Origin of the sequence: Acinetobacter sp. V89_4, assembly GCF_029967875.1 — a bacterium.
Taxonomy (GTDB): domain Bacteria; phylum Pseudomonadota; class Gammaproteobacteria; order Pseudomonadales; family Moraxellaceae; genus Acinetobacter; species Acinetobacter oleivorans.
In genome coordinates, this window is the sequence record NZ_JASCAI010000021.1 from 119,427 (window position 1) to 136,863 (window position 17,437).

16 protein-coding genes are annotated in these 17,437 nt (G+C 38.5%); 10 read left to right on the forward strand and 6 right to left on the reverse strand.

Going from position 1 to position 17,437, the window contains the following annotated elements; translation table 11 throughout:
• The first annotated feature begins 62 nt into the window (after positions 1–62).
• The 4 genes from QLG01_RS09185 to QLG01_RS09200 all read left to right on the forward strand — a co-directional run bounded on the left by QLG01_RS09185 (position 63) and on the right by QLG01_RS09200 (position 5,223).
• Positions 63–1,346, forward strand: a complete 1,284-nt coding sequence (locus QLG01_RS09185) for a DcaP family trimeric outer membrane transporter (RefSeq protein ID WP_151768298.1) — start codon at positions 63–65, stop codon at positions 1,344–1,346.
• A gap of 179 nt (positions 1,347–1,525) precedes the next feature.
• Complete coding sequence (locus QLG01_RS09190; RefSeq protein WP_282496299.1) at positions 1,526–3,175, forward strand: phosphoethanolamine--lipid A transferase; 1,650 nt, start codon at positions 1,526–1,528, stop codon at positions 3,173–3,175.
• A gap of 14 nt (positions 3,176–3,189) precedes the next feature.
• Positions 3,190–3,858, forward strand: a complete 669-nt coding sequence (locus QLG01_RS09195; RefSeq protein WP_005309947.1) for a DNA-binding response regulator PmrA — start codon at positions 3,190–3,192, stop codon at positions 3,856–3,858.
• A gap of 30 nt (positions 3,859–3,888) precedes the next feature.
• Complete coding sequence (locus tag QLG01_RS09200; protein ID WP_282496300.1) at positions 3,889–5,223, forward strand: ATP-binding protein; 1,335 nt, start codon at positions 3,889–3,891, stop codon at positions 5,221–5,223.
• 1 nt (position 5,224) lies between these two features.
• Here QLG01_RS09200 and QLG01_RS09205 read toward each other — a convergent pair whose 3' ends face one another.
• The 3 genes from QLG01_RS09205 to QLG01_RS09215 all read right to left on the reverse strand — a co-directional run bounded on the left by QLG01_RS09205 (position 5,225) and on the right by QLG01_RS09215 (position 8,527).
• Positions 5,225–5,920, reverse strand: a complete 696-nt coding sequence (locus tag QLG01_RS09205) for a phosphatase PAP2 family protein (protein WP_282496329.1) — start codon at positions 5,918–5,920, stop codon at positions 5,225–5,227.
• A 232-nt stretch (positions 5,921–6,152) separates the two neighbouring features.
• A complete protein-coding gene (locus tag QLG01_RS09210) occupies positions 6,153–7,340 on the reverse strand; it encodes an ammonium transporter (protein ID WP_016137075.1) in 1,188 nt (395 codons plus the stop codon).
• 302 nt (positions 7,341–7,642) lie between these two features.
• On the reverse strand, positions 7,643–8,527 hold the full coding sequence (locus QLG01_RS09215) for a LysR family transcriptional regulator (protein WP_282496301.1): 885 nt from the start codon (positions 8,525–8,527) through the stop codon (positions 7,643–7,645).
• A gap of 115 nt (positions 8,528–8,642) precedes the next feature.
• On the opposite strand from QLG01_RS09215, the gene QLG01_RS09220 reads away from it, so the two are divergent.
• The 3 genes from QLG01_RS09220 to QLG01_RS09230 all read left to right on the forward strand — a co-directional run bounded on the left by QLG01_RS09220 (position 8,643) and on the right by QLG01_RS09230 (position 11,456).
• Positions 8,643–9,548 carry an AEC family transporter gene (locus QLG01_RS09220; RefSeq protein WP_013196956.1) on the forward strand — a complete coding sequence of 302 codons (906 nt, stop codon included), beginning with the start codon at positions 8,643–8,645 and terminating at the stop codon, positions 9,546–9,548.
• A gap of 125 nt (positions 9,549–9,673) precedes the next feature.
• The gene (locus tag QLG01_RS09225; protein ID WP_282496302.1) at positions 9,674–10,690 is read left to right on the forward strand and encodes a molecular chaperone DnaJ; all 1,017 of its coding nucleotides are present in this window, start codon (positions 9,674–9,676) and stop codon (positions 10,688–10,690) included.
• A gap of 187 nt (positions 10,691–10,877) precedes the next feature.
• Positions 10,878–11,456 carry a methyltransferase domain-containing protein gene (locus tag QLG01_RS09230; protein ID WP_282496303.1) on the forward strand — a complete coding sequence of 193 codons (579 nt, stop codon included), beginning with the start codon at positions 10,878–10,880 and terminating at the stop codon, positions 11,454–11,456.
• Positions 11,457–11,521: 65 nt separating this feature from the next.
• Here QLG01_RS09230 and QLG01_RS09235 read toward each other — a convergent pair whose 3' ends face one another.
• Positions 11,522–14,419: a valine--tRNA ligase gene (locus tag QLG01_RS09235; protein WP_282496304.1), complete on the reverse strand. Its 2,898-nt coding sequence runs from the start codon at positions 14,417–14,419 to the stop codon at positions 11,522–11,524.
• Positions 14,420–14,615: 196 nt separating this feature from the next.
• On the opposite strand from QLG01_RS09235, the gene QLG01_RS09240 reads away from it, so the two are divergent.
• The 3 genes from QLG01_RS09240 to QLG01_RS09250 are packed head-to-tail and all read left to right on the forward strand — an operon-like array spanning position 14,616 to position 16,610.
• Entirely contained in the window at positions 14,616–15,287 is a 672-nt protein-coding gene (locus QLG01_RS09240) for a hypothetical protein (RefSeq protein WP_282496305.1), read from the forward strand.
• 27 nt (positions 15,288–15,314) lie between these two features.
• A complete protein-coding gene (locus QLG01_RS09245; protein ID WP_282496306.1) occupies positions 15,315–16,121 on the forward strand; it encodes an SDR family NAD(P)-dependent oxidoreductase in 807 nt (268 codons plus the stop codon).
• 54 nt (positions 16,122–16,175) lie between these two features.
• Positions 16,176–16,610 (forward strand): nuclear transport factor 2 family protein, encoded by a 435-nt coding sequence (locus QLG01_RS09250; RefSeq protein WP_004789364.1) that lies wholly within the window; start codon positions 16,176–16,178, stop codon positions 16,608–16,610.
• On the opposite strand, the gene QLG01_RS09255 is transcribed toward QLG01_RS09250, so the two are convergent.
• Positions 16,607–17,041 carry a YbjQ family protein gene (locus tag QLG01_RS09255; protein WP_151989033.1) on the reverse strand — a complete coding sequence of 145 codons (435 nt, stop codon included), beginning with the start codon at positions 17,039–17,041 and terminating at the stop codon, positions 16,607–16,609. The genes QLG01_RS09250 and QLG01_RS09255 overlap by 4 nt on opposite strands.
• A 7-nt stretch (positions 17,042–17,048) precedes the next feature.
• On the reverse strand, positions 17,049–17,399 hold the full coding sequence (locus QLG01_RS09260; protein WP_151768326.1) for a YbjQ family protein: 351 nt from the start codon (positions 17,397–17,399) through the stop codon (positions 17,049–17,051).
• Positions 17,400–17,437: the final 38 nt, after the last annotated feature.

Here is a 17,437-nt window from a genome sequence, read left to right on the forward strand (position 1 = left end):
TTAATGGCGTAAATCAACTTGGCATGGATAGGCAACATAAAATATATTTTTTGGAGTTTTTGATGGATCTATTCCTTAATCGTAAATCTTTCGTTGTTAAAAGTTTAGCTCTTACAGTTACAGCTTTAATGATGAGTGGGGCACATGCTGCGACTTCCGACAAAGCGGAAATTCAACAGCTTCGTAAAGAAGTTGAGGCTTTAAAAGCTTTAATTCAACAACAAAGCCAAGTACAGCAACAACAACAGCAAGTACAGCAACAACAGCAAGTTCAACTCGCTGAAGTGAAAGCACAACCTGTAGCTGCACCAGTTTCGCCGTTAGCAGGATTTAAATCTAAAGCTGGCGCTGATGTGAACCTATATGGTTTTGTTCGTGGTGACGCTAACTATATTATTGAAGGTGCGGATGACGACTTCAATGCTGTAAGCAAGTCAGATGGTAAAACACATGATAAATTACGTGCGACTGCTAAAACGACACGCCTTGGTTTAGATTTTACTGCTCCAGTAAGTGATGCCAAAGTTGGTGGTAAAATTGAAGTTGACTTTGGGGGAACAAGTGATGCATTCCGTATTCGTCATGCTTACTTGACTTATAACAACTGGTTATTTGGTCAAACAACATCTAACTTCTTGGCAAGCCATGCTCCAGAAATGATCGACTTCTCGACCAACATTGGTGGCGGTACTAAACGTGTACCTCAAGTACGTTATAACTACAAACTAGGTCCTACAACTCAATTGTTTGTTTCTGCAGAAAAAGCAGATAGTTCAACATCTACTACTGGCGACCTCAAATATAGCCTACCTGCATTAACTGCTAAAATTACTCAAGGTTATGCAGAGGGTAAAGGTTCTGCATCAGCTCGTGTTCTAGTAGAAAATTATAAATCACAGCTTGCTGATGATAATAAAACTGGTTGGGGCGTAGCTGTTGGTACTGACTTTAAAGTATCTGATCCTTTAAAACTCTTTGCTGACGCATCGTATGTAGTAGGTGATAATACTTATTTATACGGTAGTAACTCTGCTTACGCTGTAGAAGGTAATTCTATTGAGCAAAATAAATTTGTAGCAGTACAAGTGGGTGGAACTTATAAGATTTTACCTAACTTACGTTCTACTCTAGCATATGGTGCTCAATTCGCTGATGATGGTACTGATTTTGCAAGATTAAATGCCTCTGCAAATGAAAAAGTTCAACAAGCATGGCTTAACGTAATTTATACACCAGTAAAACCAATTGATTTGGGTCTGGAATATATCAATGGTAAACGTGATACCTTTGATGGTAAGTCTTACAAAGATAACCGTGTTGGTTTAATGGCTAAATATAGTTTCTAAGAACAATATTTAGTTAAAAATCAAAAAGACGAGGTTAAATTTAACCTCGTCTTTTTATTAGAAAAATTTTGAAATAAGTGTTTTTTAAGATTTATGTATTAGATCATTTTTTATTTAAGTCATTTTTAAGTTTCAATTTCTACAGTAAAGCATCATAAAAAGATTGTAGTTCCCCCAAGATGCTGAATTTTTTTTCTACCTTAAAAAATAAACAGATTTCACTGTTTATGTTTAATTTCATTATAGCCATTTGGTTAGGTGCAGTTTTAAATATTGGTTTTTATAACAAAGTACATCTTTTGACTCCATATTTTGGAGTAAAAGCTATTCTATTTTTAGCTGCTACAGTGCTTATTGTTGTTGCTGCGTATTATGCACTTTTACAAATTTTAAACTGGAAATGGACTGCCAAACTTTTTGCAATTTTGCTGGTCTTTATTGGTGGTTTTAGCTCTTATTTTGTAAATACGTTAGGTGTAATCATCTCGCCTGATCAGATTCAAAATATGATACAAACAGATGTATCTGAAGTTTCTGACTTGGTTTCATTACGCTTTGGACTTTGGACAGTTTTCTTCGTTGTTTTACCTATTTTTTTGATTACTCAGGTAAAGATCAAAAAAGAAAGAATAGTTCCTCTCTTAGTTAAGAAAGTATTATCTATAGCTATTGCCTTCGCAGTTGTAGGTGGTTTGTTGTTTACATATTATGTTGATTTTGCAGCAATATTTAGAGAGCATCGTGATTTAAAAGGTATGATATCTCCTCAAAACACTATTTCTTCTTTAATGTCTTATTATCATAAAAAGGCACCTAAGAAAAATCTTCCTCTTGTGAAATATGGTCAAGATGCTCATCAGGTTCAGTCAGTACAAAAGAACCTGCCTAAATTAATGGTGCTGGTTGTCGGTGAGACAGCGCGTGCGGAAAGTTTTTCACTCAATGGTTATGCTAAAAACACGAATCCAGAGCTTTCTAAACAAGATATTTTGAATTTCTCTCAGGTAAGTTCATGTGGTACAGCAACAGCAGTTTCAGTTCCATGCATGTTCTCGGGCATGCCACGTGTTGACTATGATGAGCAATTAGCAAGTCATCGTGAAGGATTACTTGATATTGCAAAGCGTGCGGGTTATCAGGTGACTTGGATTGATAATAATTCTGGTTGTAAAGGCGCATGTGATCGTGTTGAACAATATCAGATTTCAGAAAAGTTAAAGCAAAAATGGTGTAAAGATGGCGAATGTCTTGATGGTATTTTAATTGATAGCTTAAATGAATATTTAGCTACTATTCCTAAAGAAGACACGCGTCCACGTTTAATTGTTTTACATCAAGTCGGCAGTCATGGCCCAGCCTATTACAAGCGTGCACCTGTGGAATATCAAAAGTTTAAACCGACTTGCGATACTAATGCGATACAGGGTTGTTCTCCAACCGAATTAATAAATAGCTATGATAATTCAATCGTATATACAGACCATGTATTAAGTCAGATGATTAATAATTTAAAAGAAGTATCGAAATATCAAACAGGTTTATGGTATTTATCTGATCATGGCGAATCAACTGGCGAACATGGTTTATATTTACATGGTTCACCTTATGCAATTGCACCGACTCAACAAACACATGTACCAATGATTATGTGGTTCTCTGATAACTGGAAACAGCACAATCTTGCGCAAGTGAGTTGTTTAGGCCAACAAACGAAACAAAAGTTAAGTCAGGATAATTTATTCCCAAGTTTGTTAAGTATGCTGGATGTGAAAACTCAGGTCATTAACCCTCAACTGGACATGTTGCACTCATGTGCCCATGTGAATTAAAGCGAGCCTAGAACATGACAAAAATCTTAATGATTGAAGATGATTTTATGATTGCTGAGTCAACAATAACGTTGCTGCAATATCATCAATTTGAGGTGGAGTGGGTCAATAATGGCTTGGATGGTCTGGCTCAATTAGCTAAAAATAAGTTTGATATCATTTTATTAGACTTAGGTTTGCCGATGATGGATGGCATGCAGGTTTTAAAGCAAATCCGTCAAAGAGCTGTCACTCCAGTTTTAATCATTTCGGCACGAGACCAGTTGCAAAACCGCGTGGATGGATTAAACCACGGTGCAGATGATTACTTAATTAAACCATACGAGTTCGATGAGTTACTTGCCCGTATTCATGCGCTATTGCGCCGTACTGGAGTAGAGGCCCAGCTTGCGAATCATGAGCAACTTTTACAAAATGGCGATCTGGTTTTAAATGTTGAACAACATATTGCAACCTTTAAAGGCCAGCGGATTGATTTGTCGAACCGTGAATGGGCGATTCTTATTCCTTTAATGAGCCATCCAAATAAAATCTTTTCTAAAGCAAATCTTGAAGATAAGTTATATGATTTCGATAGTGAGGTGACCAGTAATACGATTGAGGTATATGTGCATCACTTGAGAGCTAAACTTGGAAAAGACTTTATTCGAACTATTCGAGGGTTGGGTTACCGTTTAGGGTAATCCTCGCTTCAATTTTGGAACTTTATAAAAGTGCATTATTCATTAAAGAAACGACTGATTTGGGGCACCTCAATTTTCAGTGTCATCTTAGGTTGTATATTAATTTTTAGTGCCTATAAGGTTGCACTTCAAGAAGTTGATGAAATTTTAGATACTCAAATGCAGTATTTAGCAGAACGAACAGCTGAGTATCCTTTAAGAACAGTAAGTAGTAAGTTTGATTTACATAAAACTTATCATGAAGAAGATTTGTTTTTAGATATTTGGGCTTATAAAGATCAGGCTCATTTATCTCATCATTTACATCTGTTGGTTGCACCTGTTACACAAGCTGGTTTTTACTCACATAAAACTAGCCAAGGTGTAGTACGAACTTATGTTTTGCCTTTAAAAGATTATCAGATTCAGGTTAGTCAACAAGAACGAGTTCGTGAAGCTTTCGCTTGGGAACTTGCAGGAAGTATGTTTATTCCATATTTAATTATTCTGCCATTTGCAATTTTTGCTTTGGCTGCAATTATTGGTCGAGGCCTAAAGCCGATAGATGACTTTAAAAATGAGCTGAAGGAACGCGATTCGGAAGAGTTAACTCCCATTGAAGTTTCGGACTATCCTCAAGAGTTATTGCCAACTATTGATGAAATGAACCGTTTGTTTGAGCGTATTTCTAAAGCTCAAAATGAGCAAAAACAGTTTATTGCAGATGCTGCTCATGAATTACGAACTCCTGTCACAGCTCTAAATTTACAAACCAAGATTTTAATCAGTCAGTTTCCTGAGCATGAAGCGCTGCAAAACTTGAGTAAAGGATTAGCGCGTATTCAGCATTTGGTTACCCAGCTTTTGGCTTTGGCTAAGCAAGATGTCTCTTTAAGTGTGATTGAACCGACCAGAACTTTTCAACTCAATGATGTCGCTTTAAATTGTGTTGAACAACTGGTTAATTTAGCTATGCAAAAAGATATTGACCTAGGGTTTGTCCGTAACGAACCTATTGAAATGCATAGTGTTGAGCCAACAGTACACTCAATTATTTTTAACTTAATTGATAATGCAATTAAATATACGCCTCATGAAGGAATGATTAACATCTCAGTCTTTACTGCTAAAGATGGCGATGCGTGTATACAAATTGAAGATAGCGGTGCAGGGATTGACCCTGAACATTACGATAAAGTTTTAAAACGTTTTTATCGTGTACACCACCACCTTGAAGTGGGTAGTGGTTTAGGTTTATCAATTGTTGACCGAGCGACTCAGCGTTTAGGTGGAACTTTGACACTAGATCGAAGCTTAGAGCTTGGCGGACTTTCAGTTTTAGTTAAACTGCCTAAAGCTCTACATATTCATGAAGTAAGAACTTGATTTAAACAAGTTCTTGCTTGATTCGTTTTTCAAATTCAAAGCGGTGAATACATACTTTATAAAATAAGATATTCACTGCCCAAACCACCCAGCCTGTCCATAAATTGTGGCTAAGGAAATGGGCGCCACGCATCATTTGTCCCCAGCCCATTAGAAAGCCTAAGATAATGCCAGCGATCAGATAAAAATAGGCGCGTTTAGGTTGCTCAAGGCGATAAACAAAAAAGCCTGTCATTAAAATAAAGCCTGCACTTGCGTGACCACCTGGAAAGCAATGACCATGGGTAGCGGTAAAGTCCCATACATAACTTAAAGCAGTCGGATGAACCATGTTCCAAGGGCAAGCGTGAGCCGATTGTGATTTTAATAGGCCAACTACACCGCTACCAATCATGCTCACAAAAAACATATAGCCATATTGCCAGCGATAAAGCTTCAATTTTTCTACTTTGAATGATGCAATCCACAAACCTAAAAAGATCACATAAACAGTGGTAATGATTTGTTTTACGATTTCATGGTTAACTCTGACAAGGTACCAATTGTCCCGATTAAAGAAATGACCCGTTGAATCCATCCAAGGGTGGATGAAATACATATCAATTTTCCCACCCACTGGAAATATAAATAAAAGTATAAAAAAACTAAGGGCAAGAAAAATAAGATGAAGTTGAAAAAATTGTTTTTGTTGGTTCATTGCCATGCAACATCAATTTGAGTGTGAGTTGAAGGCATTACATAAAATAAAACTTAAATTGTTCTTAAACTAAACAAAATTTAATGTTGAAATAAAATTGTGACTTAAAAAATAATATTGAGGATTCATAGATATATATTATTTATTTAAAGAATTTTAATTAATTTGGATAGTAAAGAATTTTAAGAAAATGATAAGCAGGACATTTTGCCCCTGCTTATCAACTGTTGAATTAGAACATACCTTCTTCAGAGTTTGCAGAAATTTTATGAATAGATAAATCTGCCCCTCTAAACTCATCTTCTTGAGATAAACGAATACCAATAGTTGCTTTGAGTAAGCCATAAACAATAAAGCCACCAGCGAGCGCAATCGCAATCGCTAGCACTGTACCAATGAGCTGTGAAGCAAAAGATACACCGCCTAAGCCACCAAGCCATTTTTGACCGAATAGACCTACTGCAATACCACCAAATGCCCCGCATACGCCGTGTAAAGGCCATACACCCAGCACATCATCTACTTTGAGCTTGTTCTGTGTGTAGGTGAATAGATACACGAACATTGCACCAGCTGCACCACCAATAACCAGCGCACTGACTGGATGAACAATGTCAGAACCCGCACAGATTGCAACTAAGCCTGCAAGTGGACCGTTGTGTAAGAAACCAGGGTCATTTTTCCCAATCGCATTTGCTGTAATCGTTCCGCCCACCATAGCCATGAGTGAGTTAATTGCAACCAGACCAGAAATAGCATCAACACGCTGTGCACTCATCACATTAAAGCCAAACCAACCTACAATTAAAATCCATGAACCGAGCGCTAAAAATGGAATAGAAGATGGCGGATGAGCACTTACACGGCCATCTTTCTTATAACGACCAGAACGTGCACCCAATAAAATCACGGCAGCAAGTGCAATCCAGCCGCCCATAGCATGCACTACGACTGAACCCGCAAAGTCGTGAAAGGCTGCACCAAAAGTTGCTTCTAACCATTTTTGCAGACCGTAGTTACCATTCCAGACCATACCTTCGAAAAATGGATAAACCAGTGCAACTAAAGCGAGTGTCGCAATTGCTTGTGAACGCATTTTTGCACGTTCAGCAATACCACCCGAAATAATGGCAGGAATAGCCGCAGCAAACGTCAGTAAAAAGAAGCAACGCATCAGGTTGTAGCCATGATCACTTGCGAGGCTTGTCCCATCATGGAAGAAGTGCTGACCATAAGAAATGTAATAGCCAACAAAGAAATATGCGATTGCAGAAAGGGCAAAGTCAGTCAGAATTTTACTAAGTGCGTTCACCTGATTTTTATGGCGAACCGTACCAAGTTCCAAGAATGCAAAACCTGCGTGCATGGCAAGAACCAAAACAGCACCAAGTAATAAGAAAAATAGATCTACATTTTGCATAGCATGCTCGAAAAAAGTGCTAAATTCCATTTTGGAACAAATCAAGGTCTGTAAATTGCACCAAAATAGATTTAAGGAATCTAAAAACCTAAGTTTGTCGAAACAAACTCAATTGCATAAAAGTGAATATGCAATAAGTGCACCAATTTGAATTGTAAAAATGGTTTTTGGCGATAAATGGTGCGCCGATTTAGTTAATATAGGGCAGTTATGGCGCTTTTTACGTTACAAGTCATCTAATACGCTTATAAATTGACCTGAAAAAGTTCGTTATCAAATTCCTAAAAATTATTCGTAATCATTTAATGATTTGACCAAACCGATTGGGCAACTTCAATAAATGCTTTCACAGCGGGACTCATGTGCTTTTTATTTTTGACTGCGAGACCAATCGAACGTTTAAGGTTCGGTTTAAAAGGGCGCTTAACTACGTTTGGATAAAGTGAGAGTAACTCTTTAGTGATGACCATATCAGACACAATGGACACCCCTAATTGGTTGTGGACCATGCTAACGATACTCAAAATTTGTGACACATAAAATTTGATGTCTGGTTTCACATTAAAGTTTTTTAAAATTAATTCGACCTGATATCGACTCCCAGCCATTGTCATGATGAAAGGGCAATTTTCTAGCTGTGCTGGATCAATATAGAGTTGTTGCGCAAGTGGAAATTGATTGGGAATTAAGGCAACAAAACGGTCTTCAATTAAAGGGAATGTATCGAATCGCTCATCTGGCATAATCAAAAAACCAACCTCTATGCGCCGTTCCAATAACCACTGAGCAACTTCTTTATCTTCACCTTCATCAATATAAATTTCGATTTTAGGGTAGCGCTGCCGAAAGGTTTCTAAAATTTCAGGCAATAGATAAATGGAAGATGAAGCACCAAAAGAGCCAATACGTAATGTTCCTTCGTTTAAACCATGGATGGCAGCCACTTCTTTTTCTAAGGTATCGGAAATACTCAATAACTCTTTTACATGCATAAGAAGCTGTTGACCTGTCGTGGTGAGCTCAATATCACTCTGAGCTCTTGAAATCAGGTTAATGCCCCATTGTTGTTCTAATGATTTAAGCGCATGGGAAACTGCCGACTGTGAAATTCCTAGCTTTTCTGCTGTAGCAGTAAAGCTTTTTAGTTCAGCAATGAGTGCGAAAATTTCAAGTTGGGTAAAGGTCATGTTGTATTTGTTATGAGTAAAAACTCATTTTATCATGAGTTTTCATTATCTTTAATATATGAGTAAGCCAAGGTAGTTGCCAAACAGCAAACCTCAACAAAACTCGAGTAAAGAAATGAATAGCATTGTTTTATCTCTTTTTCCCTTAGTTGCATTAATTGCATCGGGATACTTATTTAAAAAATATCGTTTTTTTAGCGATGAGTTTTGGGCTGGGGCAGAGAAGCTCAATTACTATATTTTATTTCCTGCTTTGCTTTTTAGTACGCTATCGACTGCAAAAATTAACTTACAAAGCTTGAGCACAGCCATTATTGCGATGTTGATTGTGGTTTTTGCAGTGACCGCCTTTTTATACATACTCCGAATGTTTTGGCACATACCGCCTGCACGTTTTGGTGTGCATGTACAAAGTATGGTTCGCTTTAATACCTATATTGGTTTGGCCTTAGTGACTTCGCTTTTTAAAAGTGAAGGAATGGCAATACTGGCAATTTTATTGGCGCTTTGCATTCCGCTCGTGAACGTTATTTCGGTGCTTGCTCTAACCTCTAAAGAACACATGGCAATTAAACCTGTTTTGATTGCACTCCTTAAAAATCCTTTAATTGCATCGTGTGTGGTCGGGGCAGCAGTCAATGCACTGCATATCCCGATTTGGGAAGGCTTTACTCAGTTTATTAAGCTTTTTTCAGTGTCGAGTTTGCCATTGGGGTTGTTATGTGTTGGCGCAGCTTTGCAGTTTATGCAAATTAAAAAAGACATTGTGGTATTGGCGGCAGACACATTTGCACGACTTTTAGCAGTGCCTGCCTTGGCTTACGCGGTCTGCATGTGGTTTGGTTTACCAAACTTACAAACGCAAATTTTAGTTATTTTCTTTGCACTACCGACGGCTTCTGCTTCATACATTTTAACCAAAGTTTTGGGTGGTGATAGTCAGCTTATGGCAGCTGTGATTAGCTTCCAAACCTTATGTGCTGCCGTGACTTTGCCATTAGTGATTTGGTGGATCTCTTAGGTTATAACTTAGATAATCGCATTCTATTTTCTAAAAATGAATAGGCTGATTCTGACTTAAAGAATGCTTGGCTACCTTCCTCATCTGATTATTGCTACACTTTTTTCTTTTTCAGGTGGATGAGTATGTCCTTCGATCTCAAAGTAAGCTTGCAGCAAAGGTCTGAACCGTCTGCACAGCAGAAAAAACTGAATCGCCTGATTGATAAAATAGAACAGCAAAAAGTTAGCCTAAGCACATGGCAAAATGCACAAGCTGAGATTCAACAGCACATACGACAAAAACTGATGCCTGTGTATAACAATTTACATATAGTGCTATTTCAGCAGTTAGAGCAACTTTGGAATATGTTGCATAGCCATGAGTTTTCAAAAGTGGATATGCAACAACTGGATGAAAAAATTGCCCAGCTTGCACAAATGTTGAAGCGCTCCAAAATGCTATCTGCTGAACAGTTAGAGTTAGTGAGGCAGATCGATACCTTTTATCAGCAACATACACAAGAGTCGGTAAAAAAGAATAAGAAAGCTCAGTCAATAAAATCTGAATATGAAGAAAGTGCTGAGCAAGGTGTAGAGTTAGAAGAAGACTTTGAACAGTATGCTGCTGAGCAACAACAAGCGCGGGAACAAGCCAAACAACAAAGGCAACAACAGAAACATGAACAAGCTGAGCAAATGGCAGCGCAGTCACTCAAAACAGTCTATTTAAAAATTGCTGCGATGATTCACCCAGACCGTGAGCAAGATGAAACCAAAAAAGAAGAAAAAACCGAATTGTTTCAACAGGCAAGTCAGGCCTATGAAAAGCAGGATTTGTTTTATTTACTCAAACTCCAATTACAGCTTGAACAGAATAAGGGGCTAGGTGCTAAAGAACTATCTGCGGAGCAGTTGAGGTTTTATAAACTGGCTTTGGATGCACAAAGTCAGCAGCTTGAAAGTCAAATAGCTGAAATTTTGGACTCTTTTCAGTTAGCCAAGAATGTAAAAGCAGAGCATGTACACATTAGTGATGTTTATAAAGGTGTAGATGTAGACTGTGTTGAATTAAAGCAGCAGTTAAAGTGGGAAAAGGAGCGTTTAAAGCATATGAAAAAAGTGAATGGAGTAGAAATGTTGTTGGGGCATGGGGTGCTTTAATTATCGTTGATAAGCCTATTGGCGTATTCAACTTATGGCAGTAATAATTAGATTTATACTTTATTTGCTGCCATAACCATACTAGTGATGATGTTGTGAGAGAGTAGCTTCTAAAATAAGAAATCGTTGAGGTTATATTCTTTATAAAATATAGTGTGAAAATTATAAAAATTAAAAGATCGGATTTATGAATGAAAAATTTATTGAATTATCAAAAGAACTTAAACATAGACCTATTTTAGAGAGGGCTTTAGGACATTTTCCTAATTTACCTTTAGTTGCTATAGATTGCGGCTGTGGCGCTGGCAATGAATCTGCTTATCTACTCTCAAAGGGATTTAATGTTCATGCTTTTGATATTTCAATTGATGCACAAAAAGTCTGTGCTGAGCGATTCAAAGATGACTCTAAATTTATTTTGTATCATGAATCTTTTGAAGACTTTAATTTCCCGTCTGCAAGCTTAATTATTGCCTCATCAAGTCTATTCTTTTGTGAGCCAAGCTATTTTTATAGTGTAATTAAACGAATTATAAATGCGCTTCCTGAAGGCGGAATTCTGGTAGCTGATTTATTGGGGACTCAAGATGAATGGGTTATGAGCGAACCTGAAAAATTTATAGGATTTACTTATCAAGATATTGCCGATTTGTTTTTATGCGAGTTTAATTTATTGTTTCATAAAGAAATTAATGAAAATTTACCTTTATTGAATGGTTATATAAAATCATGGCATCTTCATATGCTGATTCTACAAAAAAAGTAATTTTAAAATATAGAAAGACCCAGAACCTGCTTGCACAGATTCTGGGTTTATTCGACTAAAAAAGCTTAAAGCGCAGCAATTTGCTCCATATTCGCTTTAACTTTCTCTAACTGAGCAGCAAATTCAGCAAGCTTCGCTTTTTCACCTTCAACAACCGCTGCTGGCGCTTTAGATACAAAACCTTCATTTGCAAGTTTGCCCGCGATTTGGTCGTGTTGCTTTTGGATTTTATCCAAGTCTTTTTGCAAACGAGCAAGTTCAGCTTTAGGGTCGATTAAGCCTTTCATTGGTACAAATACCGATGCATGGCTAACAACGCTAGAGCAAGACAAAGGTGGCTCTTGGTCTTTATTCAAGAACTCAATGCTTTCAACTTTAGCCAAGGCTTTGAACAAAGCTTCAATACGAATGATTTGTTCACGTTCAGCGTCAGAAGTGTTTTGAAGTAATACTGGCAATAAGCGCGCATTACCTAAGCCTAACTCACCACGAATGTTACGTACCGCACCAATCAAACCTTGAAGCCATTGCATATCTGCTTCAGCTTGTTCATTGATTTTTGCTTGCTCAGGAATAGGGTATTGAGCAGTCATAATCGTTGGGCCGCCTTGACCAAGCATTGGTGCAAGAGTCTGCCAGATTTCTTCTGTCAAATACGGCATTAATGGATGAGCCAAACGTAAAGAAGCTTCCATGACTGCAAGCAATACACGGCGTACTTCAGCTTTACGCTCTTCAGAAACTTCTGCATCGTTAAGAACTGGTTTAGTTAACTCAACGTACCAGTCACAGTATTCATTCCAGATAAAGTCATAAATCGCTTGTGCAGCAAGGTCTAAACGGTAGGTTGCAAACGCTTGGTGTACAGCAGCTTCTGCTTTTTGCAGACGGCTCATAATCCATTGTTCTGGAAGTTCCCAAAGATCAGGACGAGCTTTTTGCCCAACAGTTTGACCTTCAACATTCATGAGAACGAAACGGGTTGCATTCCAGATTTTGTTACAGAAGTTACGGTAGCCTTCAACACGTTTTAAGTCGAACTTGATATCACGGCCAGTGTTTGCAAGCGCACAGAACGTGAAACGTACTGCATCAGTACCGTAAGCATTAATGCCTTCTGGGAACTCTTTGCGCGTTGATTTTTCAATCTTCGCTGCATCTTTCGGGTTCATTAGGCCAGTCGTACGTTTTGCAACCAAGCTTTCTAAATCAATACCGTCAATCAAGTCTAACGGGTCAAGTACGTTACCTTTAGACTTCGACATTTTTTGACCTTCACCATCACGTACCAAGCCGTGAACGTAAACAGTCTTAAATGGAACTTGCGATGAACCATCTTCATTTTTCATGAAGTGCAGGGTCATCATGATCATGCGAGCAACCCAGAAGAAAATGATGTCAAAACCAGTCACCAACACATCTGTTGGGTGGAAGGTTTTAAGGAAATCATTTGCTGCATCTTGTTTGTTGTCACCAGTCCAACCTAAAGTTGAGAATGTCCAAAGTGCAGATGAGAACCATGTATCAAGAACGTCTTCGTCTTGTTTAAGTTCAACATCAGCAGCGATGTTGTTTTTCGCGCGTACTTCTTCTTCGTTACGACCCACATAGATATTGCCATTTGCATCGTACCAAGCTGGAATACGGTGACCCCACCAAAGCTGACGTGAAATACACCAGTCTTGAATGTCACGCATCCATGCCATGTACATGTTGCTGTACTGCTCTGGAACAAACTTAATACGGCCATCTTGAACTGCTTCAATTGCAGGTTCAGCAAGCGGAGCAATTTTTACGTACCATTGGTCAGTAAGTAACGGCTCAATGATCACGCCTGAACGGTCGCCACGTGGAGCTTTTAAGTCATACGGTTGGATTTGATCTAACCAGCCTTCAGCTTCAGCTTGAGCAACTAATTTTTTACGTGCTGCAAAACGTTCTAAACCAGCATAGTCCGCAGGTGCAGTAATGGTTTTAGAAATCTGTTCGCCAGCTTTTGCAATATATTCAAACTCACCTAGAACTTCGGCGTTTTTGTTGAAGATATTAATGATTGGCAAGCTATTACGTTTACCTAGGTCATAGTCATTGAAGTCATGAGCAGGGGTAATTTTTACACAGCCAGTACCAAAGTCTTTTTCAACGTAGTCGTCAGCAACGATCGGAATTAAACGACCAGTAATTGGCAATACAATATTTTTACCAACAAGGTGTGCATAACGCTCATCTTCTGGGTGAACGGCAACAGCCGTATCTCCTAGTAAAGTTTCAGGACGAGTCGTTGCAACGACTAAATAGTCTTTGCCGTCTTGAGTTTTAACTGATTTGTCTTCAAAGAAATATTTAAAGTGCCAAAGTGAGCCTTTTTCTTCTTTGCTTTCTACTTCAAGGTCAGAAAGTGCTGTTTGAAGTTTAGGGTCCCAGTTTACAAGGCGCTTACCACGGTAAATTAAACCGTCTTCGTGCAAACGAACGAATACTTCTTTAACTGCGTTAGATAAACCTTCGTCCATCGTGAAGCGTTCACGTGACCAGTCTACAGATGAACCTAAGCGACGAATTTGTTTCGTAATTGTGCCGCCAGATTGTTCTTTCCATTCCCAAACTTTTTCGATGAACTTATCACGGCCTAAGTCATGACGAGTTACACCTTGTAAGCCAAGTTGACGCTCAACAACCATTTGCGTTGCAATACCAGCATGGTCAGTACCCGGTTGCCACAAAGTGTTTTTACCCATCATACGGTTATAACGGGTGAGGGCATCCATAATGGCATTGTTAAAGCCATGGCCCATGTGCAAACTACCTGTGACGTTTGGTGGTGGAATCATGATACAGAATGATTCACCGTGACCAGAAGGTTTGAAGTAACCTTGTTCTTCCCACGTTTGGTACCACTTCTTTTCGATCTCGGTTGGATCGTATGTGGTCGCAATATTTTGAGCGGTTTGAGCGTCAGTCATAGTAGCTTAGATCGAATATGCATAAAAAATTGCACCTATTGTATCAAAAAAATGCCTCGAAATTAATGTGCTGAAAACAGATAAACGGTTTTGTATTTTTTTCAAAAAACGGTAGATTTATGAAGGATGGATCACAATTTAATCGTGTAGACACACGGCACAAAAATTACAAACGAATTGAAAAAGGATGTTGCTCATGAGTTATGAAGTTTTTTTGAAAATTTCCGATTCAACTTATACACAATTCGAGACCATTCGGCAGAAACTGCATGATGGGGTAAGTCAAAGTCAGGCAAAACCTTTAGGCGATGTACTCTCTGATCTTTCTTGTGAAATTATTGAGCAGGTTTTTTCTGTGCTTTTACAGTCAGGAAGTGCAACTATGTCTCCAAAACAACAAGCTGAGTCTGAAAAAGTTATTCAACAGGTCTTAGAGACTTTTCGAAAATATATGCCGTGGTCAGTTTCATTTTTTGGAAATGAGCGTCTTTTGCCTTTAGTCGATTACATGACATCTCTAATGAAAGAACAGGGACAGCAAGTTTATATTACCTACCCAGTTACCTTGCAACTCGTACAACAAGCTCACAACCTTACACAGCAAATTCGTGATGGTAATATGCAAAGTATTGCAGCTGCTTTTGAAACACTAATACAAATTGTAGATTTAGGCGTAACAAGCCTAGTACGTGAGCCTAAAAAGCGTTTAAAATTTAATTTAGTTGTCGATAAAACTCTTAACGGAGTGATCAACATGACGACGCATTTGGGCTATAAACGTTTGGAAAAGTTAGGTACACAGGTCGATCAGACCACAGCAACTCATTATATCAACCACTTTTTGGCCTTCATGCATCAAGCAGCATAATTTAAAAAGATAATAGGAACATAAAGCATGGCCAAACTTGATACTTTGCAAAATAAAGTGGTATGGATTACCGGAGCATCTTCTGGTCTGGGTAAGGCCTTAGCCGGTGAGTTGGCTTTGCAAGGGGCCGAAGTGATTTTGACCTCGCGTCGTTTTGAAGAATTAGAAGAAGTTCGGGTTGGCTTGTTAAACGCTGACCGTCATTTGTCGGTAGTTGCCGATATTACTGATGAAAAACAAGTAAACGAAGCTTATAAGCAGATTTTAAAAGCGAAAGGCCGTATTGACTGGCTCATCAATAATGCTGGCTTAAGCCAACGTGCTTTAATTGAAGATACGACGATGGCAACTGAACGGGCCATTATGGAAGTCGACTATTTCTCTCAAGTGGCATTAACCAAAACTGTGCTGCCGACCATGCTAAAACAAAAGTCTGGCCGAGTTGTATTTGTGTCGAGTGTAGCGGGTTTATTAGGCACTCAGTACCGTGCAAGCTACTCTGCTGCTAAGGCGGCAATTCACATGTGGGCAAATAGTTTACGTGCTGAAGTCTCCGATCAAGGTGTTGAAGTTTCAGTTATTTTCCCAGGCTTTGTAAAAACGAATGTTTCGTTCAATGCGCTAAATGGTGCGGGGCAACCTCAAGGTCATCAAGATGAGGCTATCGAGAATGGTTTAGAGGCAGATGTATTTGCAGAGCAATCTGTAAAAGCATTAATGCAGGGTCAAGAATATATTGTTGTGGGTGGAGCAAAAGAAAAACTAGGTGTGATGGTTTCTCGGATGTCACCAAAACTTCTTTATAAAATGATTCGGAAAACAAAAGTAAAATAAAAAAGTGATTTCGCCGTGCTAAATTGATGGAAAAACCCGCATAGAAGGTTCGCCATGGATCAAGATTATCACCGTATTTTAGACGTCATTACGCGTTTTCAATTGGTCTTTGACCAGAAAAATTGGGACGCTTTTGATGAGTTATTGGCAGATCAACTTGAGGTGGACTATTTCCAGTTTAGGGGAGAGCCTTTATGTGTCGTGTCTTGTCATGAATATAAAGGTTCTCGGCAACAAGCTTTATCGCATTTAAGGCTACAGCACAATTTGAGTAATCCACTTATCCGTATTGAACAAGATCAAGCATGGTTAGAATGTAATTATCAAATTTATCGTTTTTCGGAAAATGATTATTTTCATTCGTTTGGTCGTTATTATTTTACTTTGGCAAAACAACAAGAGAGTTGGAAAATTACCGGAATTTGCCAACACTTAACTAAAAATATTGGCAATCCGCGCATTCATTTTTCTGCTATGGGGCAGTGCTAGTCTTTTACTGCTGTACCGTATGCAAATACTTCGACCATTCCTCCCTGCATACCAAGTTCGGTTGTACTCAGCCGAACTCCCATAATATGGTTAGCTCCTGCGGTATGGGCTTGTTGTTTTAAGCGAACAATGGCTTCACGGCGAGCACGCTCAACTACACTTTCATAACTGGTAAGTCTTCCACCCAAAACATTCTTAATGGATGCCAATACGTATTTAAAGTAGTCATGAGAAATCACGACATTACTACTAATCAAATGACCTAGCTGATCACTCGTTGCAAAACGATTGGTATCAATTCTAATATGGGCAAATTGCTGTTCTTTTTCTAGAAGCTCTTTCAAATGTTTTTGTTCAATATGGCGGCCAAAACCCCAACCAATACTGAAAAGAATCAGAAAAATAACAAGCTGAAAAATAAGATTGTCCATTTTCTACCTATGCACTAAATGGATCTGGTAGATGAGGCGCTTGAGTTTGAACAACCACAGCTGTGCCATATACGAATAATTCAGAAGCGCCTTGGGCAATATTTGAAGTTGAAAAACGAATACCAACAATTGCATTTGCACCAAGTTGCTGAGCTTTGGTAATCATACGATCCATGGCTTCTTGGCGGGATTCTTCTAATAATTCGGTATAACCTGTAAGTTCACCACCTACAATATTTTTTAAACTTGCCATCAAATCACGGCCAACATGCTTACTACGGACGGTACTTCCATAAACAACATCAAGTTGCTTTACAATCTGGTGGCCCGGAACACTTTCTAAATTACTCAGTAACATTGTTTTTTATCAATCTAAATTCTTAAGGTTTCAAGATA